At 67.4% G+C, this 24809-nt stretch carries 19 protein-coding genes and 1 tRNA gene; 10 read left to right on the top strand and 10 right to left on the bottom strand.

Annotation, left to right across the window (positions count from 1 at the left end):
- Positions 1-8: 8 nt before the first annotated feature.
- Positions 9-2006 carry a CocE/NonD family hydrolase gene (locus ACZ5CM_RS11725; RefSeq protein WP_464638952.1) on the bottom strand — a complete coding sequence of 666 codons (1998 nt, stop codon included), beginning with the start codon at positions 2004-2006 and terminating at the stop codon, positions 9-11.
- 122 nt (positions 2007-2128) lie between these two features.
- Positions 2129-2848 carry a 1-(5-phosphoribosyl)-5-[(5-phosphoribosylamino)methylideneamino]imidazole-4-carboxamide isomerase gene (hisA, locus tag ACZ5CM_RS11720; RefSeq protein WP_464638950.1) on the bottom strand — a complete coding sequence of 240 codons (720 nt, stop codon included), beginning with the start codon at positions 2846-2848 and terminating at the stop codon, positions 2129-2131.
- Between the two features lie 133 nt (positions 2849-2981).
- Between hisA and ACZ5CM_RS11715 the strand changes: the two genes are divergently transcribed.
- Positions 2982-3377, top strand: a complete 396-nt coding sequence (locus ACZ5CM_RS11715) for a DUF2147 domain-containing protein (protein ID WP_464638948.1) — start codon at positions 2982-2984, stop codon at positions 3375-3377.
- Between the two features lie 59 nt (positions 3378-3436).
- Here ACZ5CM_RS11715 and hisH read toward each other — a convergent pair whose 3' ends face one another.
- Positions 3437-4075, bottom strand: coding sequence for an imidazole glycerol phosphate synthase subunit HisH (gene hisH, locus ACZ5CM_RS11710; protein ID WP_464638946.1), 639 nt, complete (start codon positions 4073-4075; stop codon positions 3437-3439).
- Between the two features lie 4 nt (positions 4076-4079).
- A complete protein-coding gene (gene hisB, locus ACZ5CM_RS11705; RefSeq protein WP_464638944.1) occupies positions 4080-4667 on the bottom strand; it encodes an imidazoleglycerol-phosphate dehydratase HisB in 588 nt (195 codons plus the stop codon).
- Between the two features lie 241 nt (positions 4668-4908).
- Here hisB and ACZ5CM_RS11700 point away from each other — a divergent pair, with 241 nt between their 5' ends.
- Positions 4909-5148, top strand: a complete 240-nt coding sequence (locus ACZ5CM_RS11700; RefSeq protein ID WP_464638942.1) for an Lrp/AsnC family transcriptional regulator — start codon at positions 4909-4911, stop codon at positions 5146-5148.
- A 129-nt stretch (positions 5149-5277) separates the two neighbouring features.
- Here ACZ5CM_RS11700 and ACZ5CM_RS11695 read toward each other — a convergent pair.
- From ACZ5CM_RS11695 to ACZ5CM_RS11675, 5 genes are all read right to left on the bottom strand, one after another.
- Positions 5278-5352, bottom strand: a tRNA-Gly gene (locus ACZ5CM_RS11695).
- A 231-nt stretch (positions 5353-5583) separates the two neighbouring features.
- Positions 5584-9030, bottom strand: a complete 3447-nt coding sequence (locus tag ACZ5CM_RS11690; protein WP_464638940.1) for a pyruvate carboxylase — start codon at positions 9028-9030, stop codon at positions 5584-5586.
- Positions 9031-9198: 168 nt separating this feature from the next.
- Entirely contained in the window at positions 9199-10371 is a 1173-nt protein-coding gene (locus ACZ5CM_RS11685; RefSeq protein WP_464638938.1) for an alpha-hydroxy acid oxidase, read from the bottom strand.
- 110 nt (positions 10372-10481) lie between these two features.
- A complete protein-coding gene (locus tag ACZ5CM_RS11680; RefSeq protein ID WP_464638936.1) occupies positions 10482-10994 on the bottom strand; it encodes a hypothetical protein in 513 nt (170 codons plus the stop codon).
- A gap of 84 nt (positions 10995-11078) precedes the next feature.
- A complete protein-coding gene (locus tag ACZ5CM_RS11675) occupies positions 11079-13007 on the bottom strand; it encodes a sensor domain-containing diguanylate cyclase (protein WP_464638934.1) in 1929 nt (642 codons plus the stop codon).
- A gap of 158 nt (positions 13008-13165) precedes the next feature.
- Between ACZ5CM_RS11675 and ACZ5CM_RS11670 the strand changes: the two genes are divergently transcribed.
- The gene (locus ACZ5CM_RS11670) at positions 13166-15586 is read left to right on the top strand and encodes an ATP-dependent helicase (protein ID WP_464638932.1); all 2421 of its coding nucleotides are present in this window, start codon (positions 13166-13168) and stop codon (positions 15584-15586) included.
- A 508-nt stretch (positions 15587-16094) separates the two neighbouring features.
- Here the strand turns inward: ACZ5CM_RS11670 and ACZ5CM_RS11665 are convergent.
- A complete protein-coding gene (locus ACZ5CM_RS11665; RefSeq protein ID WP_464638930.1) occupies positions 16095-16313 on the bottom strand; it encodes a DUF1127 domain-containing protein in 219 nt (72 codons plus the stop codon).
- An 804-nt stretch (positions 16314-17117) separates the two neighbouring features.
- Between ACZ5CM_RS11665 and mraZ the strand changes: the two genes are divergently transcribed.
- Genes mraZ through mraY form a run of 7 tightly spaced genes read left to right on the top strand, consistent with a single transcriptional unit; the run spans position 17118 to position 24778 of the window.
- Positions 17118-17624, top strand: a complete 507-nt coding sequence (gene mraZ / locus ACZ5CM_RS11660) for a division/cell wall cluster transcriptional repressor MraZ (RefSeq protein WP_464638928.1) — start codon at positions 17118-17120, stop codon at positions 17622-17624.
- 4 nt (positions 17625-17628) lie between these two features.
- Positions 17629-18624: a 16S rRNA (cytosine(1402)-N(4))-methyltransferase RsmH gene (gene rsmH / locus ACZ5CM_RS11655; protein WP_464638926.1), complete on the top strand. Its 996-nt coding sequence runs from the start codon at positions 17629-17631 to the stop codon at positions 18622-18624.
- Positions 18621-18971, top strand: a complete 351-nt coding sequence (gene ftsL, locus ACZ5CM_RS11650) for a cell division protein FtsL (RefSeq protein ID WP_464638924.1) — start codon at positions 18621-18623, stop codon at positions 18969-18971. The genes rsmH and ftsL overlap by 4 nt, the downstream gene beginning before the upstream one ends.
- Positions 18968-20755 (top strand): peptidoglycan D,D-transpeptidase FtsI family protein, encoded by a 1788-nt coding sequence (locus ACZ5CM_RS11645; RefSeq protein ID WP_464638922.1) that lies wholly within the window; start codon positions 18968-18970, stop codon positions 20753-20755. Before ftsL ends, ACZ5CM_RS11645 begins: the two co-directional genes overlap by 4 nt.
- Before the next feature lie 30 nt (positions 20756-20785).
- On the top strand, positions 20786-22267 hold the full coding sequence (locus ACZ5CM_RS11640; protein WP_464638920.1) for a UDP-N-acetylmuramoyl-L-alanyl-D-glutamate--2,6-diaminopimelate ligase: 1482 nt from the start codon (positions 20786-20788) through the stop codon (positions 22265-22267).
- Positions 22264-23694 (top strand): UDP-N-acetylmuramoyl-tripeptide--D-alanyl-D-alanine ligase, encoded by a 1431-nt coding sequence (locus tag ACZ5CM_RS11635; RefSeq protein WP_464638918.1) that lies wholly within the window; start codon positions 22264-22266, stop codon positions 23692-23694. The genes ACZ5CM_RS11640 and ACZ5CM_RS11635 overlap by 4 nt, the downstream gene beginning before the upstream one ends.
- A 1-nt stretch (position 23695) precedes the next feature.
- Positions 23696-24778, top strand: a complete 1083-nt coding sequence (mraY, locus tag ACZ5CM_RS11630; RefSeq protein ID WP_464638916.1) for a phospho-N-acetylmuramoyl-pentapeptide-transferase — start codon at positions 23696-23698, stop codon at positions 24776-24778.
- Positions 24779-24809: the final 31 nt, after the last annotated feature.

Below are 24809 nucleotides of genomic sequence, written 5' to 3'. Positions count from 1 at the left end.
CGGGCCGGTCAGGTCCCGTCCCGCGGGATCGAATCCTCGACCTCGCGTTCGTACGCCGGGCGATCGTTCTCATAGGCTTCCAGCCGCGCCTTCAGGTGGAAATGCGTCCGATCGGACCGCATCTCGCAGCGTGCCTCGGTGCGCAGGCGCAGCCCGCTCCGCCCGGTTTCCTCGGTCCAGTGACAGACGCCCCGCGCCGAGAGGGGGTCGTCGGGATGGATCGTCCAGCGTTCCCTTGCGATCGACCCGATGATGCCACCGTGGTCGCAGTCCTCGACCATGCCGAAATCGTCCTCGATGGTCAGGTGCACCCGGCCGGTGGCCAGGTCGGTTTCCACCTTGCGGCTGTTGCAAGCTTCGCGCAGCCTGCGCACGTTCTGCAGCCTGGCCATGTCGGGCGGCGGGAATGTCCATTCCGGCCCCTGTGCGGCCTCGCGCACGGGCAGGTCCAGAACGCCGCCCCGCAAGGTCAGTTCCGCCGTCTCGGGCGAGGGCCACAGAATGGGCCAATAGGCGGACGAGATCGCGACCCGCAGCCGGTGCCCCTTGGGTACCCGCCAGGCGATATGGTCGAGCGGTATGACCACGTCATGTTCCTGCCCCGGCTCCAGCGGTTCGGGGGCGGCATGGCCGTTGCGGTGGGTCAGATTCAGAACGCCCCACGTGATCCGGGTCGAGGCGCCGTCGGGGTGGACATGGTTCAACCGGACCGCCACCTGCGCGGCGGGACGGTCCGAGGACAGCCGCAGCCGAAGCCGCGGCGCGCCGACGATGTCGGTGTCTTCGGGCAGCGGCGCGCTGTCGAAACAGGCCGAGAACGCGTCATCCACGCGCTGGTCGCCAGGCATGTCGGGACCCAGCCAGATCGGGCAGAACTCGCCTGCCGCCATCCCGCAGTGATGTGGCGAGCGGACCCGCACGGCAAGCGGGCCGGGCCTGTCGGACAGGCCCGCAGCGGTCAGGTGCAGGATCCGCCGGGGCAGGTGGGAGGTGGCGCCCTTCGCCTCGGCGATCCAGCGGCCGGGGCGTTCGGCATACCAGCTGGCCGGGCGAACCCCGTCCATGAGCCAGGCGCGATAGTCAGGGTCGTTCTCGACCCCAGTGTCCAGTTCCTTCAGCCAGCGGTCCCACCATCGCAACGCCTCCTGCAGAAAGCCGATGCGCGGCTCGGGCACCGCGAAATGGGGGTATTTGTGGACCCATGGTCCCACGATCCCCTTGGCGCCGGGGATGTTCTCGACGATTTGTGGCACCGCGTTGTGGTAGGAATCCGCCCAGCCGCCCACCGCCAGGACCTTGGCCCGGATGGCGGCGTAATCCTCGCACACCGATCCGTGCCGCCAGTAGGCGTCGAGGCGCTGGTGGCGCAGCCAGATCGCGGGCAGGAAGGGCTCGGCCTTCAGCCGCTGCAGCCACATCTCGCGCCAGTCCTCGCGCAGGGCCGGGTCGGGGGCGCGCGAGGAATAGGCCCACATGGTCGCGCCCCATCCGAGGTTCTCGTTCAGCAGGCAGCCGCCCTTGTAGTGGATGTCGTTGGCGTAGCGGTCCACGGTCGAGCACAGCGTGATGATGGCCTTGAGAGGTTCGGGGGCCAGTGCCGCCACCTGCAGGGCGTTGAACCCGCCCCAGCTGATCCCCATCATGCCCACCGTGCCCGAGCACCACTCCTGCGCCGCCAGCCAGTAGATCACCTCGACCGCGTCGGCCAGCTCCTGCGGGGTGTATTCGTCCGCCATCAGCCCTTCGCTGTCGCCGTTGCCGCGCATGTCCACGCGGATGCAGGCATAGCCGCGGCGGGCGAACCAGGGGTGGGTCAGCGCGTCCCGCTCGGCGGTGCCGTCGCGCTTGCGGTAGGGGAGGTATTCGAGGATCGCCGGCACCGGATCGCGGCCTGCGTCCACCGGTCGCCAGACGCGGGCGGAAAGGCGGGTGCCGTCGGACAGCCGGATGCCCAGGTCGGGCAGTTCCTCGATCTCGCGCGGGGTGTTGCATGGCGGGCGGGTCATGGCGGGACTGTCCGGCCGGCGGGCCGGGCTGTCAAGCGCGGGCGGGGGGCGCTGCCCCCTCTTGCCCCGTACCGGGGCAATTCACCCCCGGGATATTTGCCGCCAGAAAAAGATCGGAGGGGTCAGTCTTGCAGGGCTGCGAGGGCTTCGTTGAGGTCGAGCGCGCCGTCGTAGAGTGCCCGGCCCGAGATCGCTCCGGCGATGATCCCGGTATCGCGCAGGGCGATGAGGTCGGCCAGCGAGGAGACCCCGCCCGATGCAATCACCGGGATCGAGACGGCGCGGGCCAGGGTCTCGGTGGCGTGGATGTTCGGCCCCTGCATGGCGCCGTCACGCTGGATGTCGGTGTAGATGATGGCGGCAACGCCTGCGTCTTCGAAGGAGCGGGCAAGATCGGTGGCATCGGTGTCGGTTTCCTCGGCCCAGCCGCGGGTGGCGACGCGGCCGGCGCGGGCGTCGATGCCGACCGCGACCCGGCCGGGGAAGGCGCGGGCGGCTTCGCGCACGAGGTTGGGGTTTTCCACCGCCACGGTGCCGAGGATCACCCGGGCAAGCCCCTTTTCCAGCCAGGCTTCGATGGTGGCCAGGTCGCGGATGCCGCCGCCAAGCTGGGCGGGGATGTCCACTGCGGCAAGGATTGCCTCGACCGCCGCCGCATTGACCGGCCGGCCGGCGAATGCGCCGTTGAGATCCACCAGGTGCAGCCATTCGGCCCCCGCCCGCGCGAAGGAACGGGCCTGGGCGGCGGGATCGTCGTTGAAGACGGTGGCCTTGTCCATCTCGCCGCGCAGCAGGCGCACGGCCTGGCCGTCCTTCAGGTCGATGGCGGGGTAAAGGATCATGGGGCAGCCTTTCCGGTGAGGTTCGGGCGGTTTCTTGCACCGGACGCGGCGGAATTGCAACGCGTGCCCTTGCCGGGCTTGCCAGACCGGCCCGGCCTGCGCCAATCTGCACCCATGACAGGGAGGCAAGACAATGCGGAAAATCCTTCTCGGCCTGGTTTTGGGAATGGGAGTGGCCGGCGCCGCGATGGCCGATCCGGTTTTCGGGAACTGGCGGACAGAACCGGATGACAATGGCGATTCCGGACTGATACGGATCGAGGCTTGTGGCGACAAGATCTGCGGTACGCTGGTGAAGGCTTTTGACGCCAGCGGCGCAGAAAAGGAGTCTGAGAATATCGGCAAGAAGATCGTCTGGGACATGGTCAACGAAGGTGACGGCGCCTATGGCGGCGGAAAGATCTGGGCGCCGGATCGGGACAAGGTCTATGCGTCGAAAATGCAGCTTCAGGGCGACAAGCTGGCGGTGTCCGGCTGCGTGCTGGGCGGGTTGATCTGCCGCAATGGCGGCAACTGGACGCGGCAGTAGGCGGACTTGGCCGCCCGCAGGCCGGCGCATGAGAGCTGGGGCGGGGCCTTGCGTGGCGCTCAGGGCCGCCAGCGCAGGAAATTTCCGATCAGGCGAAGGCCCACCTTCTGGCTTTTCTCGGGGTGGAACTGCATTCCCAGCATGGTGTCGCGGCCGATCACGGCGGTGACGTCGCCGCCGTAATCCACATGCGCCAGCCGGTGGGCGGGATCCTCGACCCGGAAGTGGTAGGAATGCACGAAATAGACGTGATCGCCGGTCCGAACCCCGTCGAACACGGGGTGGTCATGGTCGATCACCAGGTCGTTCCAGCCCATGTGCGGGACCTTGAGCGAAGGATCCGAAGGGATGATCCTGACCACTTCGCCGCCGATCCAGCCCAGCCCCGGCGTGTCCTCATATTCGCGCCCCCATTCCGCCATGAGCTGCATTCCCACGCAGATGCCCAGAAACGGGCGCCCGCGAAGTTCGACCGCCTCGCGCAGCGCGTCATGCAGGCCGGACTGGCCGCGCAACGCCGCCGCACAGGCAGGAAAGGCGCCGTCGCCGGGCAGCACGATCCGGTCGGCGCGCGCGACCACGTCGGCATCCGAGGTCACCACCACGGTTCCGCCGCCCACCTCGCGCGCCATGCGCTGAAACGCCTTCTCGGCAGAATGCAGGTTGCCGCTTTCGTAATCGATGATCGCCGTCAGCATGGGGTCACAGCGCACCCTTGGTCGAGGGCACCGCATCCGCCTTGCGCGGGTCCGTCTCGACCGCCTCGCGCAGGGCGCGGGCCACAGCCTTGAAGGCGGCCTCGGCCAGATGATGGCTGTTGAAGCCGTGCAGGGCATCCACATGCAAGGTGATGCCGCCATGAGTGGAAAAGGCGGTGAAGAATTCGCGCACTAGCTCGGTATCGAAACTGCCGATCTTCGGGGCCGGCAGGTCAAGGTTCCACACCAGATAGGGCCGTCCCGAAAGATCCAGCGCCGCGCGCACCAAGGCATCATCCATCGGCAGCAGGCAGGCACCATAGCGGCGGATGCCGGTCTTGTCCCCCAGTGCCTGCGCCAGCGCCTGGCCCAGGGCAATACCGGTATCCTCGACCGTATGGTGGTCGTCGATATGCAGATCGCCCTCGGCGCGAATCTCCATGTCGATCAGCGAATGCCGCGAAAGCTGGTCCAGCATGTGATCGAAGAACCCTATGCCGGTGCTGTTGTCATAGCGCCCGGTCCCGTCGAGATTGACGGTCACGGAAATCTCGGTCTCTGCCGTCCTGCGGCTGATCGTGGCGCTGCGCATCTCTGCATCCCCTGATGATCGCGACGCTTATAGACGCAAGCCCGCGCCGGGAAAACCCGTTTCCCGCCGGCTCGCCCATGCCATGCTTCCTCTTGCCCCAAATACTCCGGGGGTGAATTGCCCCGGCACGGGGCAAGAGGGGGCAGCGCCCCCTTCCTCCCGCCTCGCCAAGGCCGGGGATTGCGCCCGCCTGCGCGGCATGCCAGCTTGGGCAGCAAAGACCGAACCGAAGGCAAATCCCATGACCACCTGCGTTTTCGTCCAGATCCGCTGCAAGCCGGGCACCACCTACAAGGTCGCCGAGGAAATCGCCCTGCGCGAAATCCATTCCGAGCTCTATTCCACCAGCGGCGAATACGATCTGCTGATGAAGCTCTACATCCCCGAGGACGAGGATGTGGGCAAGTTCATCAACGAACAGCTGCTGGACATCCCCGGCATCGAAAGGTCGCTGACCACGCTCACTTTCAAGGCATTCTGAACCGGCCCCGGGCACGCATCCACGGCCGCCCTGCGCCGCCCGGGCCTGCCGCCGCCGGCACGCGGGATGGTGCTGTGGGCGGGGCTGTCCGAAAATGGAAAAGCCCCCGGAAAACCGGAGGCTTTTCAATGGAGCGGGCGATGAGATTCGAACTCACGACCCTTACCTTGGCAAGGTAATGCTCTACCCCTGAGCTACGCCCGCGTCCTTGGGTGAGGCGTGAAATATAAATATCCGCGTTGCGCTGCAAGAGGAAAATCGCGGGATCGGAAAAATTTTTGGCGCGGCGCAGGGCAGGCGGCAAGGTCCGCGATTTGCGGCACGCCCAAGGGGCCGCCCGGCCTGTGCCCGCGCGGAAGATGCGGCGGTCCGCGCCGGCCCGGCACGCCGCCCGGGTAACGGGCCGCCCCCGCAAGGCGCGGGGAGCGGTTCGGGTCATTCGTCTTCGAACTCGACCAGCAGATCCTTGGCATCGACCTGGGTGCCGGGGGCGACATGGACCGCCCTGACCACCGCCGCATGCTCGGCATGGATGCCGGTTTCCATCTTCATCGCCTCGATGGTCAGCAGCAGGTCGCCCGCGCTCACCTTCTGCCCGGCGGCAACCGCCACCGTCGCCACCACGCCGGGCATCGGCGCGCCCACATGGGCGGGATTGCCCTCTTCGGCGCGGGCGCGCGCAGATGCCCGCGACGCAACCCGCCGGTCGGGCACGCGAATCACCCGCGGCTGGCCGTTGAGCTCGAAGAAGACCTTGACCTCGCCCTCTTCATTGGTCTCGCCCACCGCCTGCAGGCGGATTTCCAGCGTCTTGCCGGGGTCGATCTCGGCGCTGATCTCCTCGCCCGGCTCCATGCCGTAGAAGAAGGTGGTGGTGGGCAGGGTGCGCACGGGGCCGTACTGGTCGTGCCGCTCCATGTAGTCGAGGAACACCTTGGGATACATGAGATACCCGTTCAGATCCTCGTCGTCGATCTCGCGCCCGCCCAGCCTTTCGCTTAACTCGGCGCGGGTCTTTTCCAGATCCACCAGCGGCAGGTGCCGGCCCGGCCGCCCGGTGTCGGGCTTCTCGCCCTTGAGCACCTTCCTCACGATCTTCTCGGGAAAGCCGCCCGGCGGCTGGCCCAGATTGCCCCGCATCATGTCGATCACCGAATCGGGGAAGGCGACCTCGACCTCTGGGTCTTCGACCTGCTCGCGGGTCAGCCCCTGGGCCACCATCATCAGCGCCATGTCGCCCACCACCTTGGAGCTGGGCGTGACCTTCACGATATCGCCGAACATGCGGTTCACTTCCGAATAGGTCTGCGCCACCTCGTGCCAGCGCTCCTCGAGCCCCAGGCTGCGCGCCTGTGCCTTGAGGTTAGTGAACTGCCCCCCCGGCATCTCGTGCAGATAGACCTCGGAGGCCGGCGCCCGAAGGCCGGCCTCGAAGGCGGCATACTGGTTGCGCACCGCCTCCCAGTAATCGGAGATGGCGCGGATGGCGCCGATATCCAGCCCGGTATCGCGCGGGCTCCCGCGCAGCGCCTCGACGATCGAACCCAGGCAGGGCTGCGAGGTGCCCCCCGACATCGCGTCCATCGCCGCATCCACCGCATCCACCCCGGCCTCGGCCGCGGCGAGGATGGTGGCGCCGGCGATGCCGCCGGTGTCGTGGGTGTGGAAGTGGATCGGCAGGCCGACCTCTTCCTTCAGGGCCCGGATCAGCACCCGCGCCGCGGCGGGCTTCAAAAGCCCCGCCATGTCCTTGAGCCCCAGGATATGGGCGCCGGCGGCCTCCAGCTCGCGGGCCATGGAGACGTAGTATTTCAGATCGTATTTGGCCCGGTCGGGGTCGAGAATGTCGCCCGTGTAGCAGATCGCGCCTTCGCAGAGCTTGTCCTGCTCGATCACCGCGTCCATGGCTACGCGCATGTTCTCGACCCAGTTGAGGCTGTCGAAGACGCGGAACAGGTCCACCCCGCTGGCGGCGGCCTGGCGGACGAATTCGCGCACCACGTTGTCGGGATAGTTGGTGTATCCCACCCCGTTCGCGCCGCGCAGCAGCATCTGCGTCATCAGGTTGGGCATGGCCGCGCGCAGATCGCGCAGCCGCTGCCACGGGCATTCCTGCAGGAAGCGATAGGCCACGTCGAAGGTGGCGCCGCCCCAGCATTCGACGCTGAACAGACCGGGCAGGTTGGCGGCATAGGCCGGCGCCACCCGGATCATGTCGATCGAGCGCATCCGGGTCGCCAGCAGCGACTGGTGCCCGTCGCGCATGGTGGTGTCGGTGATCAGCAGCCGCTTCTGCGCGCGCATCCAGTCGGCGACGGCCTTGGGGCCTTCGCGCTCCAGAAGGTTGCGGGTGCCCGGCGCCGGGTCGGTCATTCTTGCCGGCGGGCGCGGGGGCTTGAGGCCCGCGGGCGGGCGCGGGCGATCGCGGGTTTCAGGGTGCCCGTTCACGGTGACGTCGGCGATATAGGTCAGGACCTTGGTGCCCCGGTCGCGGCGTTTCTCGAAATGGAACAGCTCGGGCGTTTCGTCGATGAAGCGCGTCGTGTATTCGTTGCTCAGGAACTTCGGGTGCTTGAGCAGGTTCTCGACGAAGGCGATGTTGGTCGCCACCCCGCGGATGCGGAATTCGCGCAGGGCGCGGTCCATGCGGGCAATCGCCATCTCGGGCGTCGGCGCCCAGGCGGTGACCTTGGTCAGCAGGCTGTCGTAATAGCGGGTGATGACGCCGCCTGAATAGGCGGTGCCGCCGTCAAGGCGGATGCCCATGCCGGTGGCGCTGCGATAGGCGGTGATGCGGCCGTAATCGGGGATGAAGTTGTTCTGCGGGTCCTCGGTGGTGATCCGGGTCTGCAGGGCGTGACCGTTGAGGCGGATGTCCTGCTGGCACGCCATGCCGGTGGCCTCGGCAATGGATTTGCCTTCGGCGATCATGATCTGGGCGCGCACGATGTCGATGCCGGTCACCTCTTCGGTCACCGTGTGTTCGACCTGGATGCGGGGGTTGACCTCGATGAAGTAGAATGCGCCCGTATCCGCATCCATCAGGAATTCCACGGTGCCGGCGTTCTCGTAGCCCACCGCGCGGGCGATCTTCAGCCCCAGCTCGCACAGTTCGGCGCGGCGGGCGTCGTCCAGCCAGGGGGCGGGGGCGCGCTCCACCACCTTCTGGTTGCGGCGCTGGACCGAGCAGTCGCGCTCGTACAGGTGATAGATCTGCCCGTTCCGGTCGCCGAGGATCTGCACCTCCACATGGCGGGCGCGGGTAATCATCTTCTCCAGGTAGCCTTCGCCGTTGCCGAAGGCGGCCTCGGCCTCGCGCCGGCCCTCCATCACCTTCTCGGCCAGCTCCTCGGGACCCATGATCGGGCGCATGCCCCGCCCGCCGCCACCCCATGAGGCCTTGAGCATCAGCGGATAGCCGATGGCATCGGCCTGGGCGCGGATTTTGTCCATGTCGTCACCCAAAACCTCGGTGGCGGGGATCACCGGCACGCCGGCGGCAATGGCCACCTGCCGGGCGCTGGCCTTGTCGCCCAGCGCCCGCATGGTTTCGGCGCGCGGGCCGATGAAGGCGATGCCGGCGGCCGTGCAGGCATCCACGAAGTCTGGGTTTTCCGACAGAAGCCCATAGCCGGGGTGGATCGCGTCGGCGCCGCTTTCGCGGGCCACGCGGATGATTTCGTCGATGGACAGGTAGGCCGCGACCGGCCCCAGCCCCTCGCCGATGCGGTAGGCTTCATCCGACTTGAAGCGGTGCAGGCTCAACTTGTCTTCTTCCGCGTAGACTGCCACCGTGCGTTTGCCCATCTCGTTGGCAGCGCGCATCACGCGGATCGCGATTTCGCCGCGGTTGGCGATCAGGATCTTCTTGAACTCGGTCATGTGTGGCCTCGGCTGGGTGATGAGTTGCGGCGGTTTGTAGGGGGTATTACGCGTTCCGTACAGGCGCGGTGAGGGCGGATCCGGCATGATAACGCCAACAGGCGACCTTGCCGCGCGATGGCGGGAAGTATTGCAAAGCCTTGCCGGCGTGCACGGAAACTTCCTGTCTCAGCCGACCGGTCGGTCGGGATTTTCCTGCATTTCCGGCAGGTGGATCGGCGGTGGCAGGCTTTGCAGATCGCGGGCCCCCAGCTGTCCCATGTTCGCTTCCATGTCCCGCTTGAGGATGTCGATCAGGTGGTCCGGGCCGTTCGCGCCCAGGGCGGCGAGGGCGAAATGGAAGGCCCGTCCCAGCATCACGAAATCTGCGCCCAGCGCGACGGCGCGCAGGATGTCGAGTCCGCCTTCCACGCCGCTGTCGAAGATCAGCGGCAGTTTCGTCGCCGCGCGAATGGAGGGCAGGGCGTCGATGGCGGCGGGTGCGCCGTCGAACTGGCGGCCGGCATGGTTGGAAACCCACAGCGCATCGGCGCCTGCCGCCTGGAGCCGGTCGGCATCCTCGGGGCGCAGCACGCCCTTGACGATGAAGGGCCCGTCCCAGTGGTCGCGCAGCCATTTGACGTATTCCATGTCGGGCGAGGTGCGCAGGATATATCCGATATGCGCGGTGGGTGGCAGGGTCTTCAACTGCCCGTCGATATACTTGTCCAGCGTCCGCATGCGCGGCATGCCCGTTCGCGCCATGCCCAGCGCCCATGCCGGCCGCAGCGCCACCTGAGCCAGCAGCCGGGGTGTGAGTTTCGGTGGCTGGGTCAGGCCCGATCGGGTCTGGCGTTCGCGTCGGGACGCCACGGGAACGTCTGCGGTGAGGACAAGCGTGGTGAATCCGGCATCGCGCGCGCGGTTCACCAGGTCGCGGCGGATCTCTTCCCGTTTCGGGGGGTACAGCTGGAACCACGCATGTTCCCCCAGATGCGGCGCCATGTCCTCGGGGCTTTGCGTGGCAACGGTGGAGAGCGTCCATGGTATGCCGGCCCGGGCGGCGCAGCGGGCGAGGTGGCGCTCCGCTTCGGGCCAGATCAATCCCGACATGCCGATGGGCGCCACGCCGAAAGGCAGGGGAAAGCGGTGCCCGAGAAAGGTGGTGGAAAGGTTGCATTCCAGCGGACCGTGCAGGATCGACGGCATGAACCCCACCCGGTCGAGTGCTGCGCGGTTGCGGGCCTTGGTGGCCTCGGACCCGGTGCCGCTGTCGAGATATTCCCAGACGAATTTCGGCAGGCGCCGTCTTGCGCGCCATTTCAGGTCCATGACCCCCGGAAAGGTGCTGTGCAGGTTCATGATGCGAGGGTTGCGGCAAGGCAGCCGCGTTGTCCAGAGGGGGCTCTGCCCCCTCCGGGCCTTTGGCCCGTTCACCCCCGGAGTATTTCGGGCAAGAGGAAGGGGGCAGATCAGTAGCTGGAGATGGCCTGTTGCAGCGCGGAGCGGTCGGCGGTGCCCCCCTGGGCCCTCACCGCAATGTCGATCAGGCGGGCGGAAACATAGACGAGGCGGGCGGCATCGTCGGGCGGAGTTCCGTAGCGAGCCTGATAGCGGGTCGGAAAATCCGGGCCGTCAAGGAATTCGGTACGCGCGCGGGGGAGCACCTCGTCAAGCGTGAAGGCCCAGGCGGAGCCGGTATCGTCGGGCAGGGTGGCGGGTGCGATGGCCACGACGATGTCCGAATCCGGAACCTGCATGCCGGGGGTGACAAGTTCCAGTTGCGAATCGAGCCCTCCGAGATGGCCCTCGGAGGTTTCGCCCGCGTGGCCGTCGCGTTCCGACGAGGCCAGCAGGAAGGCTGCCCGTGCCTGTGGCTGCGCGGATTGGGCGATGATGTAGGTGACGGTGAATTCATGGGCCGTGGCCGCCGTCGGAAGCATCGCCGCGGCGGCAAGGGCAAATCTGAGGGTCGGGATCGGCATTCGCTGGCACTCCGTTCCGTGTCGGGCCCTGCCAGTATCGCAACATGCCGGACGCGGAACAAGAACTCCGGCTGCAGGCCCCGGTCAGGCCGCCTTGTTTCTGGCGCAGGACGGCGTCGTATCCGGTGCTGGCCGGGAATCGGGATGCGGAGCGGCGTCATCCCGCTCCGGGCCGGCTGTCCGAGACCCGTCCGCCGGTTCCGGGGCCCCGCGCACGCAGGCCTCGCCAGGTTGACAAACCGTGTTCCGGCCGCACGCCTTCGCGTCATAGAGCGCGTCATCGGCGGATTTCACCAGTTCCTGAACGGTCTGGCCATGCTCGGGGTAATGCGCGACACCGACCGAGATGGTGATTCGAGGCAGATCCTTGCCGGCATAGTGTACATGAAGCCCCTGAACGGTGGCGCGAAGCTGCTCGGCACGGGCGCGCGCGTTGTCCGGGGAGAGCCCCGGCAGGATCACCGCGAATTCTTCGCCCCCGGGACGGCAGGCGATTTCGTCGCCATTGACGCTGTGTTCCAGAAGTTCGGCAACACGACGCAGAACCGCATCACCCGCGTCGTGGCCATGATTGTCGTTGAACAGCTTGAAGTGATCGACGTCGATCGACAGCAGCGAAAGCGGCGTTCCGTCCTGCCGCGCACGCAGTAACCGGCGACGCAGTGTCTCGGTCATGTGGCGGCGGTTGAACAGGCCGGTCAGGGGGTCGCGAATCGACTGCTCGCGCAGCTGGTCGCGCATCTGCACGTTGGCGATGGCCATCGAGATCTGCTCGGCCGCCATCTGCGCCAGTTTCCGGCAGGAGCGGAAGCCCGATTCCGATTCATGTTCCGCCGCACGCAAATGCATGAGGCCGACGGTTTCCCCATGGGCGAGGATCGGAAAGCAGAAATAGGGGCGTCCATCATGCGGTTCGGTGTGCTCGCAGGCGAAATTGACTTCGGCGTTGCCATAGGCGTAGGTTCGCCCCCGGCGCAGGCCCCAGCATTCGTCGGGCCGGATGTGATCGCGCAGTTCCGCGCCGTTCCACGCGACCCACCCGTCCAGCACGTCGCGCGAATTGGAAAAGACATAGATCGCCCCTTCGGATGCGGCGAAAAGATGGGTCATGAAGCGCGACACCATCGCAAACAGTTCATCCAGCGTTGCCGCCGACTGCAGCCATTCGTTGAGTTCGCTGAGCAGTTGCACCTCGCGCGCAAGTTGCACTTGCCGGGCCATCGATTCTGCATCGCGCGCGGAGCGGGCATTCATTTCCTGCACGCGCTTGCGGTTCGCGCGGATCAGCGTGACAGTCCCGAAACCGGCAAACAGCAGGCCGCTGCCGCCGATCGTCAGAAGAAGCAGCCTGACCATGCGCAACAGCGCCGCGTGGGGGGCGGTCACATCCGAATAGAACTCCACCGCGCCGGCGAATCGCCCGCGCGCCCATATCGGCGTATAGACTTCGGCGACGACATGTTGGGGCCGTCCGGCACCAGGGCCCGAATGCAGGTCCAGATTGTCGATTTCCGAGGCCGGTGTGCGGTCCAGCCGCGCGAATTGCCGACCCCGGGCGACGGTATCGAAGAAATAGGCGGCAGTGGTGGTGGACCCGACCTCGCCCGGTCGCGATGACCAGATGATGCGCCCGTCGCGGTCAAAGATCTTCAGCCGATAGATGTCCGACATGAGCGGCAGCGCGGAAAGCCGCAGCTGGGCTTCGGGCGTCAGCCCGCCGGGTTTCAGACGCGCGACATCCTGGTCCAGAAGGGTCAGAACCCGGCGCTTCCACAGTTCGGCCCGGCGGGCGGTTTCCTGCAGAACGATGCTGTTGGCGACCGGCTCCGGCAAACGGGTCACTGCCAGCGCCACCGCCAGCGTGAGCGCCGAGAGAAGCGCCAGCGCCAGCCAGCCCGAGGAACAGTTCGAGGGTCGTGCGGCGGCAAGCCGGCGCAGCCGGGCCGCAAATCGGACTGCCCCTGCGCGCAAGGGCCGGGCGCGTTTGCGCAACTCCATCTCTGGTGAGGACATGGTGCCTCCGCCTTGAACTCCGGTTCCGGTTCTGGCCGAGGGATGTGACCGTCGGGTTAACGGCGGCGGGAAAAATCATGAAAACTGGCTGGAGGGAGATGGAACAATTATCGAACATGGTCTTTCCGACGCCTTGGAAAACGGGTAATCAGGGGGACATGACATATCCCGACGATACTGATGCCTTCGAAGCTGCCGATTCACTGTCTGCCCGTGCCGCGGCCGCACGGCCCGCACCTTATCTCGAGGGGCTGAATCCGGCCCAGCGCGAGGCGGTCGAGCGCCTCGACGGCCCGGTGCTGATGCTGGCCGGGGCCGGGACCGGAAAGACACGGGCGCTGACCGCGCGCATCGTGCATCTGCTGGCCACCGGCCGGGCGCGCCCGAACGAGATTCTCGCCGTGACCTTCACCAACAAGGCCGCGCGCGAGATGAAGGAGCGCGTGGCCGCGATGCTGGGCCAGCCGGTCGAGGGGATGCCGTGGCTGGGCACCTTTCATGCCATCTGCGTGAAGCTGCTGCGCCGGCATGCCGAGCTGATCGGTTTCGACCGGGGCGAGGCGGCCGGGGAAGGGGCGGACCGTATCCACCTGAAGCCGAATTTCACCATTCTGGATACCGACGACCAGCTGCGCCTGCTCAGGCAGCTGGTGGCGGCGGCCGGCATAGACGAGCGGCGCTGGCCCGCCCGTCAGCTGGCCGCCATCATCGACGGCTGGAAGAACCGGGCGCTGGCGCCCGGGAAGATGCCGGCGGCGGATGCGGGCGCCTACAACCGGATGGGGGTCGAGATCTATGCGCAATATCAGCGCCGCCTGGTCGAGCTGAACGCGGTGGATTTCGGTGACCTTCTGCTGCACATGGTCACGATCTTCCAGGGCCACCCGGACATTCTGGAGCGATACCGGCGCTGGTTCCGCTATATCCTGGTGGACGAGTATCAGGATACCAATATCGCCCAGTATCTGTGGCTGCGCCTGCTGGCGGGAGGGCACCACAACATCTGCTGCGTGGGCGATGACGACCAGTCGATCTATGGCTGGCGCGGGGCCGAGGTGGGCAACATCCTGCGCTTTGAAAAGGACTTTCCCGGCGCCCATGTGGTGCGGCTCGAACAGAATTACCGCTCGACCCCGCATATCCTTGCCGCGGCTTCGGCCATCATCCGCGGTAATGAAAGCCGGCTGGGAAAGGAACTGTGGACCGAGGCGGAAGAGGGCGAGAAGGTTCGCCTGATCGGCCACTGGGATGGCGAGGAAGAGGCCCGCTGGATCGGAGACGAGATCGAATCGATGCAGCGGGGCACGCGGGGAATGCGCCCCTTCGGCCTGAATGAAATCGCCATCCTCGTGCGCGCCAGCCACCAGATGCGCGCCTTCGAGGACCGTTTTCTGACCATCGGCCTGCCTTATCGCGTGATCGGCGGGCCGCGCTTCTACGAACGCCGCGAGATCCGCGACGCCATGGCCTATTTCCGGCTGGTGGTCAGCGCGTCGGATGACCTGGCCTTCGAACGCATCGTCAACACGCCCAGGCGCGGCCTTGGCGAGGTGGCGCAGCAGACCATTCAGCGCATGGCGCGCGACAACGGGGTGAGCCTGCTGCAGGGGGCGGCGCTGGCGGTCGAGTCGGGGGCGATCAAGGGCAAGGGCGGCGCCGCGCTGCGGCAGCTGGTGGCGGACCTTGCCCGCTGGCGGGGGATGATGGCCGAAACCGGCCATGTGGAGCTGGCCGAGATCATCCTCGACGAATCCGGCTATACCGGGATGTGGCAGAACGACCGCTCGCCCGAGGCGCCGGGGCGGCTGGAAAACCTCAAGGAACTGGTCAAGGCGCTGGAGAATTTCGAGAACCTCGAAGGGTTCCTCGAACATGTTGCTCTGATCATGGACAACGATTCCGATGATGGCGGCGACAAGGTGTCGATCATGACCCTGCACGCCGCCAAGGGGCTGGAATTTCCCGCCGTGTTCCTGCCGGGGTGGGAGGACGGCCTGTTCCCTTCGCAGCGCAGCATGGACGAAAACGGCATCAAGGGGCTGGAGGAAGAGCGCCGCCTTGCCTATGTGGGCATCACCCGCGCCGAAGAGCTGTGCACCATCTCGTTCGCCGGCAACCGGCGGGTCTATGGCCAGTGGCAGTCGCAGCTGCCCTCGCGGTTCATCGACGAACTGCCCGCCGAACATGTCGAGGTGCTCACCCCGCCGGGCCTGTATGGCGGCGGTGCCGGCGTGGCGGCGAGGGCCGGGGCAGGATCAGGGGCCGGATCGGGGGCCGGACCGGGAATCGAGGATCGCGCACGGTTGGCGGACGGCTACAACTCGCCGGGCTGGCGGCGGCTGCAATCCCGCGCGGGCCGGCATGAACCCGCCCGGCGGCCGCGAGCGGCGCGCGATGCGGTGATCGAGGCCCAGCCGGTGGCAAGCTTTGCCGTGGGCGCGCGCGTGTTCCACCAGAAATTCGGCTATGGCACGATTATCGGCATCGAGGGTGACAAGCTGGAGATCGCTTTCGAGAAGGCCGGCACCAAGAAGGTGGTGGCCCGTTTCGTGACCGCGCCCGACGACATCCCGTTCTGATCCCGCTCCGAGCGTTTGCCGCGCCCCTTCCGCCGGCGATGGCCGGCAGCGATGGAAGGCATGGGCGAAAGGAAAAACGGCGGCCCCCCGGGAGGAAGGGTGCCGCCGTCTTGCCTTTTGGGCGCGACCGAAGGGAGGAGGAGGAAGGCGGTCGCTGCCCCGGCCCGGCTGTTGCCGGCATGGAAGGGGCGGGCGGCGCCAGGGAGGAGGAAATGCGCCGCCGCGCCCTTGGTGGCGCCGGACCCTAGGGAGGAGGAGACGGGGCCGGTGCTCGGTCCCGGGTCTTGCGGCCCGGTATTGCTGGTCGCGGCGGCACCCGGGAGGAGGAGAGGTGCCGCCGCGCCTGTCTCAGTGACGGACCCAAGGGAGGAGGAAAAGGCCCGTTTCACTGATCCCGGCTTTTGGCCGGTATGGGTGCGGCAGCATCAGGGAGGAGGAAGGATGCTGCCGCAAATGTCAGGCCCTCAGGGAGGAGGAAGGGGGCCTGAACGGTCGTTCCTGGGTCGGCTCAGCGATCGTTGTGCGCCGCTTCCAGCGCGACCGCCTTCAGCCCGGACCGGTGCAGGCCCAGATCGGCCAGTTCGCGGTCGGTCAGCTGTGCCAGCTCGTTCAGGGTCCGGCGATAGCGCCGGTAGGCGTGAAAGCGCTCGCGGGCGGCCTCGAACAGCGCCGCCGGAGCGGCGAGATTGAGCCCCTTGCGGGCGAAGTTGTGAGTGGTAACGGCCATCGTCGTAGTTCCCGTCTGCTTTGCCGTGCGCCGATCCGCATCGGCCTGTTGCGAGGAACATAAGTCGATGCTGCAGATGCACAATCCCCCTGCGCGTCAATGCCGCTATGCAGCATTTGCATATTTGCCCCAAGGTCAGGGCGCCGGTCTGCCGTGGCGCCGGTGAACCGGGGATACATGGAGCCGAGGCGCGGGAATTCATGGCACCGGCGGCGTCGCTTTGGCTCATCTGCCGCGAATCAACGTCCCGGGACGGCGTGGAACGCATGGGAAACGGGAAGGTGGACACCCGGATTCGGGGCGAAGAAGGGCATGTTCGGAAGTGGAGGCAATGGATTTCGGGATTTTATGGGAAATTTTTTGAGGCCAGGGGATTTGCCATATATAGCGCTTTATATCTCATGATGCGCTAATTATGGTATGATGCAGAGAAATAATCTGCAGAATTGGCGATTCTGGTGGCATGAAGTACCGTGATTCAGTGGCAAGTGAGCAAGATTTTTATTGATTTCCATGAATTCCCATGTCATTCATTGGTCATCGGATGAAGGCGGGGATCAAGTTCACACGAACCCACCCACACAAGAAGAAAAGCGGGCTTCATACAGGCAATCCGCTTTCATCCAGCGAAAGATCCGGCGCGCGAGCGAGCAGACATCCCCCCAGGTGGCGCGCGCAGTCGGACACCCCGCAAGGCGGGACAAGGGCGGCGGGTTGAACGGTGGCAGCAGTTCAACCCGCCGTTTTCTTTCCGGGGGGGGCATGCGCGGGGGCGTGGGCACGAGAACGGGGACGGACGCGAAAGTGGGTCTGAGCTTCAGAGGCGAATTCAACCAGAAGGTTGACGGCAAGGGTCGCATGTCGATCCCGGCCAATTTTCGCCGCGTGCTGGAGACCGGCGATCCCGAGTTCCCCGAGAAGCGTTCGAGCCCGCGCATGGTGGTTCTTTACGGCCCGCATCTGAAAAACTGCCTGCACGCCTACACCATCGATGCCATGTCGGAAATCGAGGCCTCGATCAACGCCCTGCCGCGCGGCTCGGTGCAGCGCAAGACGGCCAGCCGCCTGATCCTGGGCAAGTCTCTGGAACTCGAGGTGGACCGCGACGGTCGGATCGTCCTGCCCAAGGAGCGGCGCGCGCAGATCGGCCTCGGGGCCGAGGCGACGATGGTCGCCATGGGCGAATATTTCGAGATCTGGGATGCCGCGACCTACGCGGCCGAGGAAGCCGCCGAGCTGGAGGCCTTCCTGGCCGACCAGCCCGAGGATTTCGACCCGCTCTCGCTGCTGGACGGCGCGGGGGGCGCGTGACGGCATGGCAGCGGCGGCCCGCCAGATCCCGTCCGAGCCGCATGTTCCGGTCCTGCTGGGCCCGCTGATCCGGGCGGTCTCGCCGGTGCGGGGGGTTTGGCTGGACGGAACCTTCGGCGCCGGGGGCTATGCCCGTGCACTGCTCGATGCGGGGGCCGAGCGGGTGATCGCGGTGGATCGCGACCCGCTGGCCTTCGAGATGGCGCGCGAATGGGCCGGGCAGTATGGCGACCGGTTGGTGATGCAGCCGGGGGTGTTCTCGAAGCTGGATGAATACGCCACCGGCCTTGACGGCGTGGTGCTCGACCTCGGCGTGTCCTCGATGCAGCTGGACCGGCCCGAGCGGGGATTTTCCTTCCGCAACGACGGCCCGCTGGACATGCGCATGTCGCAGAGCGGGCGCACGGCCGCCGATCTGGTCAACACGCTTTCCGAAAAGGCGCTGGCCGACATCCTGTTCCACTATGGCGAGGAACGCGCCAGCCGGCGGATTGCCCGCGCCATCCTTCGTGCCCGCGCCGAGGCCCCGATCACCACAACGCTGCAGCTGGCCGAAATCATCGAATCCTGCCTGCCGCGGCGCAAGCCGGGGCAGTCGCATCCGGCGACCCGGTCGTTCCAGGCGCTGAGGATTGCTGTGAACGACGAACTCGGAGAGCTGTTGCGCGGCCTCATGGCGGCCGAGCGCGCGCTTCACCCGGGGGGCGGACTTGCCGTGGTCACCTTCCATTCCATCGAGGACCGGATGGTCAAGCGCTTCCTGATGGCGCGGTCGGGCAGTCTGGGGCGGGCCAACCGCTATGCGCCCGAAGCTCCGGCGCAGCCGCCGCAATTCGTCCTGCGCCCGCGCAAGGCGATTGTCCCGGACGCGCGGGAACTGGCCGGGAACCCCCGCGCGCGCTCGGCCCGGCTGCGGGTGGCGATCCGCACCGACGCCCCCGCCGGCTCGGTCAATCCCGGATCCATCGGCATGCCGCAACTGAACGGGACCAGCCCATGAAAAGTCTGATCTATGTCCTGACCTCTCTCGTGGTGATCGGGCTTGCCTTCTGGGCCTATCGCGAAAACTACGCGACCCAGGAGGTGCTCAAGGAAACCCGCCGCCTGCAGCGCGAGATCGGCAAGGCGCGGGCGCGGCTCAACGTTCTGCACGCGGAATGGGCCTATCTCAACCGCCCCGACCGGCTGCGCGAGCTGGCCGAGATCAATTTCGACCGCCTCGGCCTGCTGCCGCTGCGCCCCGACCAGTTCGGCCGGGTGGATGAGGTCGCCTATCCGCCGCAGCCGGTGGTGCAGGTCACCAATCCTGTTGACGTGTCCACGATGAACGACGAGCAGCTCCCATGATTCGCACACCGCTGCGCCCGCTCGCCCGGATCCTGCCGGCCCGCGTGCGGGGCGAGAACCCCGATGCCATCGAGCGCGAGAACATCCGCCGCCGCCACGCCGAGATGCAGGCCCGCGCCCGCGCCCGGGCCGAGGGGCGCCTGCTGATGCTGGGGCTGTTCTTCGTCGGCGCCTTCGCCACCATCGGCGTGCGCATGGGGATGATGGCGACCTCCGACCCGCATGAACCGGTGGCCGGCCGATCGGGATCGGCCATCGTCATGCAGCGCGCCGATATCGTCGACCGCAAGGGGCGGGTTCTGGCGACCAATCTCGAGACCGTCTCGCTTTATGCGCAGCCCCCCCTCATGATCGACCCGATCGCTGCCGCCAGGGGGCTCAAGCGGATTTTCCCGGATCTTGACGAGGACCGGCTGATCCGCGACTTCACCGGCAAGCGCAAGTTCGTCTGGATCAAGAAGAAGATCAGCCCCGAACAGCGCCAGGCGGTGTTCGATCTGGGCGATCCGGGGCTTCTGTTCGGCCCGCGCGAGATGCGGCTTTACCCCAACGGGCGGCTGGCGGCCCATGTCCTGGGCGGGGCGAGCTTCGGCCGCGAAGGCGTCAATGCCGCCGAGGTGATCGGGGTGGCCGGGGTGGAGCGCCGCTTCGACGACTACCTGCGCGATCCGGCCAATGGCGGCCGGCCGCTGCAGCTGTCCATCGACCTCACCGTTCAGGACGCGGCCGAAAGGGTGCTTGCCGGCGGCATGAAGATCATGAACGCCAAGGGGGCGACCTCGATCCTGATGGACGTGGACACGGGCGAGGTGATCTCGCTGGTGTCTCTGCCCGATTTCGATCCCAATGAACGCCCGGCCCCGCCGACCAGGGGGGATCCTTCCGACAGCCCCCTGTTCAACCGCGCGGTGCAGGGCGTTTACGAGCTGGGCTCGACCTTCAAGATATTCACCGCCGTGCAGGCGATGGAGCTGGGCCTGCTGGGCCCGGATTCGCCCGTCGATACCTCGCGCCCGCTGCGCCAGTCCGGCTATGAGATTGGCGAGTTCAGGAACAAGAACTACGGACCCAGCCTGACCCTGGCCAAGGTGATCGAGAAAAGCTCGAACGTGGGCACGGCGCGGGTGGCACAGATGATCGGCACCGAGCGGCAGAAGCAGTTCTTCGAAGAGATGGGCTTTTTCGACCCGATCGGGATCGAACTGGCCGAGGCCCGCGGCAGCAGGCCCCTGATCCCCCGCCGCTGGCGCGAACTGGAGACGATGACCATCGCCTACGGTCACGGCATCTCGGTCACGCCGATGCACTTGGCCGCGGCCTATGCGACGATTGCGAATGGTGGCTATTACGTCAGCCCGACGCTGTTGAAGCAGGAGGGACCGCAATACGGGCCGCGGGTGCTGTCCGAGAAGGTCGCGGCCGATGCCCGGCGGATGCTGCGCAGCGTGGTCACCGACGGCACCGCGACCTTCGGCGAGGTTCCCGGCTACGAGGTCGCCGGCAAGACCGGTACCGCCGACAAGCCCGACCCCAAGGGCGGCTACTACAAGGACAAGGTCATCGCCACCTTCGCCTCGATGTTCCCGGCCAGCGACCCGAAATACGTGCTGATCGTGACGCTGGACGAACCCTCCATCACCGCCGCCGGGCAGCTGCGCCGCAGCGCCGGCTGGACCGCGGTGCCGGTGGCGGCCGAGATGATCGCGCGCGTTGCGCCGCTGCTGGGCCTGAGACCGAAAGTTGAAGCCCCGCGGGTGACTGGTATAACGCTGACGTCCAACTAGGGCGACGATCGACATCAAGGGGGCCGCGACTTGGGCGTTCAGCCGAGATCACTCAGCCAGCTGGCGCTCACGGCGCGCGGCGGGCAGGATCCGCGCATCCTCGGGCTGGCCGTGAACAGCCGCGAGGTGAAACCCGGCTTCCTGTTTGCGGCCCTGCCCGGCACGCGTGTCCACGGCGCGCAGTTCATCGCCTCGGCCCTGCGCGCCGGCGCGGCCGCCATCCTGACCGATGCCGCCGGGGCAGCCACCGCCGCGGCTGCGCTGGAGGGGTCGGGCGCCGCGCTGGTGGTGGTCGAGGATCCGCGCCAGGCGCTGGCCTTTGCCGCGGCGCTGTGGTTCGGCGCCCAGCCCGAGCAGGTCGTCGCCGTGACCGGCACCAACGGCAAGACCTCGGTGGCCAGCTTTACCCGCCAGATCTGGACCGGGCTGGGCCATGAGGCGGTCAACCTGGGCACCACCGGGGTCGAGGGCGCCTGGACCGCGCCGCTGGCCCATACCACCCCCGAGCCGGTCACCCTGCACCGGGTGCTGGCGCAGGCGGCAGAGGCCGGCGTGACCCATGCGGCCATGGAGGCCTCCAGCCACGGGCTGGAACAGCGCCGGCTGGACGGGGTGCGGCTGCGGGCGGCGGCCTTCACCAATTTTACCCGGGATCATCTGGACTATCACGACAGCTTCGCTGCCTATTTCTCGGCCAAGGCGCGGCTGTTCCGCGAGGTCCTGCCCGAAGACGGCACCGCGGTCATCAATCTCGACGACCCGCGCGGGGTAGAGATGCGTGCCGTCGCCTGCGCCCGCGGGCAGGATGTGATCACCGTCGGCCGCGGGCTGGGAGACCTGAACCTTCTGGCCCTGCGTTTCGACGCCACCGGGCAGGACATCCGCTTTGCCTGGGCGGGGCGTCCGTTCCAGGCGCGGCTGAACCTGATCGGCGGGTTTCAGGCCTCGAACGCGCTGATTGCGTGCGCGCTGGCCATTGCCACGGGGGATGCGCCGGACGAGGTATTCGGCTGCCTGCCGCAGCTGGCAACGGTGCGCGGGCGGATGCAGCTTGCGGCCAGGCGGGCGAACGGTGCGGCGGTATTCGTGGATTATGCCCATACCCCCGACGCGGTGGCCACCGCGCTGGCGGCGCTGCGCCCGCATGTGATGGGGCGGCTGGTGGCGATTGTGGGCGCGGGCGGAGACCGCGACGCGGCCAAGCGCCCGCTGATGGGGCAGGCGGCGGCTGAAAATGCCGACATGGTGATCGTCACCGACGACAACCCGCGCAGCGAAGACCCCGCCGCCATCCGCGCCGCGGTGCTGCGCGGAGCGCCGGCGGCGCAGGAGGTTGGCGACCGCGCCGAGGCGATCCTGCGCGGGGTCGATGCGCTGGGGCCGGGGGATGCGCTGCTGATCTGCGGCAAGGGGCATGAAACCGGCCAGATCGTGGGCGACGACATCCTGCCCTTCGACGACGCCGAACAGGCCTCCGTCGCGGTAGCGGCCCTGGACGGGGGGCGGGCATGACCCTGTGGACGGCGGCAGAGGCGGCGGCGGCCACAGGCGGGCAGGCCCGCGGCGACTGGGCCGCCACCGGCGTTTCCATCGACAGTCGGACCCTGCGGCCGGGGGATCTGTTCGTGGCGCTCAGGGCGGCGCGGGACGGGCATGATTTCGTCGCCGCCGCGCTGGCCAAGGGGGCGGCCGCGGCAATGGTGTCGCGCATCCCCGAAGGCGTGGACGAGGCGGCGCCGCTGCTTGTGGTCGCAGACGTGCAGGCCGGGCTCGAGGCGCTGGGGCGTGCCGCGCGGGCCCGCAGCCGCGCCCGCATCGCCGCCGTGACCGGCTCGGCCGGGAAGACCTCGACCAAGGAGATGCTGGTGGCGATGCTTTCGGGGCAGGGGCGGGTGCATGCCTCTGCCGCCAGCTACAACAATCACTGGGGCGTGCCGCTGACGCTGGCGCGGATGCCGGCGCAGACCGATTTCGCGGTGATCGAGATCGGCATGAACCACCCCGGCGAGATTGCCCCTCTGGCCCGCCAGGCGCGCCCCCATGTGGCGCTGATCACCACCGTGGCCCCGGCGCATCTCGCGGCCTTCGACAGCGTCGAGGCCATCGCCGCCGAAAAGGCCGCGATCATGGAGGGGCTGGAGCCGGGCGGCACTGCGGTGCTGAATGCCGATATCCCTCAGGCCGGGCCGCTGTTCGATCGTGCTGCGGCGCTGGGTGTGCGGGCGATGGGCTTCGGCCGCAGTGCGGGTGACTGGCGGCTGCGGTCGGTTTCGGTCGCGGGCGGGGCGCTGACCGTGCGCGCCGAGGCGCAGGGGCGGGCGCTGTCCTTCGGCCTTCAGGCCGAGGGGGTGCATTTCGCCGCCAATGCGCTGGGTGCGCTGGCGGTGTGCGCAGCGCTGGGGGCCGACCTCGACCTGTCGGCACAGGGCCTGGGCGGCTGGCAGCCGGGGCCGGGGCGGGGGGCGCGCGAAACCGTCCCGCTGCCTGGCGGCGGCGCGCTCGAGCTCATCGATGACGCCTACAATGCCAACCCGGCCTCGATGGCGGCGGCGCTGGAGCTGCTGGCAGGCGCAACCCCGGAGCCGGGCGGGCGCCGTATCGCGATCATCGGCGACATGCGCGAGCTGGGTGCCGAAGAACGGGCGCTGCACGCGGCGCTGGCCGATCTGCCGGCGATGAAGCGGATCGACCGGGTGCACTGCGTGGGAGAACTGATGCGCGCGCTGCATGGCGAACTTCCGGTCGGCCGGCGTGGCGACTGGTGCGAAAGCGCCGCCGAAATGGCCGAAGGGATCTCCGCGCAGGTTGGCATCGGCGATATCGTGCTGGTCAAGGCCTCGCTCGGCACCGGGCTGGCAAGGGTCGTTGACGCGATCCGCAAAATGGGCCATGGCGCGCCGCGCAAGGATGCGAACGAAGGCGCGAACGGGAAAGGGTGACATGCTTTACTGGTTGACCTTGCTGTCGGACGGGGGGGATGTGTTCAACCTCTTCCGCTACATCACCTTCCGTGCCGGCGGGGCCTTCCTGACCGCGCTGGTCTTCGGCTTCATCTTCGGCCGCCCGCTGATCGACGTGCTGCGCCGCCGCCAAGGCAGGGGCCAGCCGATCCGTGAGGACGGCCCCGAAGGCCACGCCGCCAAATCCGGCACCCCGACCATGGGCGGGTTGCTGATCGTCGGCGCGCTGACCACATCGACCCTGCTCTGGGCCCGGCTCGACAACCCCTTCGTGTGGATGGTGCTGTTCGTCACCCTCTCATTCGCGCTGATCGGCTTTGCCGACGACCTTGCCAAGGTCAGCCGGCAGAGCAGCCGCGGCGTGCCCGGCCGCGTGCGACTGGCAATCGGCATCGTGGTGGCAGTGATCGCGGGGCTGTGGGCCGCCCAGTACCACCCGGAGACGCTTCAGAATCAGCTGGCGGTTCCGGTCTTCAAGAACCTGCTGATCAATCTCGGCTGGTTCTACATCCCCTTCGTCACCCTGGTCATCGTGGGCTCGGCCAATGCCGTCAACCTGACCGACGGGCTGGACGGGCTGGCCATCATGCCGGTGATGATCGCCGCCTCGTCGCTGGGCGTGATCGCCTATGTGGTCGGCAACTTCAACTTCGCCGAATATCTCGAAATCCACTACGTCCCCGGCACCGGCGAGATCCTGATCTTCACCGCCGCCCTTTTCGGCGGCGGGCTGGGATTCCTGTGGTACAACGCCCCTCCCGCGGCGGTGTTCATGGGCGACACCGGCAGCCTTGCCCTGGGCGGCGCGCTGGGGGCGATTGCGGTCGCCACCAAGCACGAGCTGGTGCTGGCCATCATCGGCGGCCTGTTCGTGGTCGAGGCGCTTTCGGTCATCATCCAGGTGCTCTACTACAAGCGCACCGGCAAACGGGTCTTCCTGATGGCCCCGATCCACCACCACTACGAAAAGCTGGGCTGGTCCGAACCGACCATCGTCATCCGCTTCTGGATCATCTCGCTGATCCTCGCGATGATCGGGCTGGCAACGCTCAAGGTGCGGTAGGCCCATGAGACCCTCTCCCTTCCCTTCCTCT

It is taken from the genome of Piezobacter thermophilus, assembly GCF_055386745.1.
This window is presented reverse-complemented; position numbering and strand designations above follow the sequence as displayed.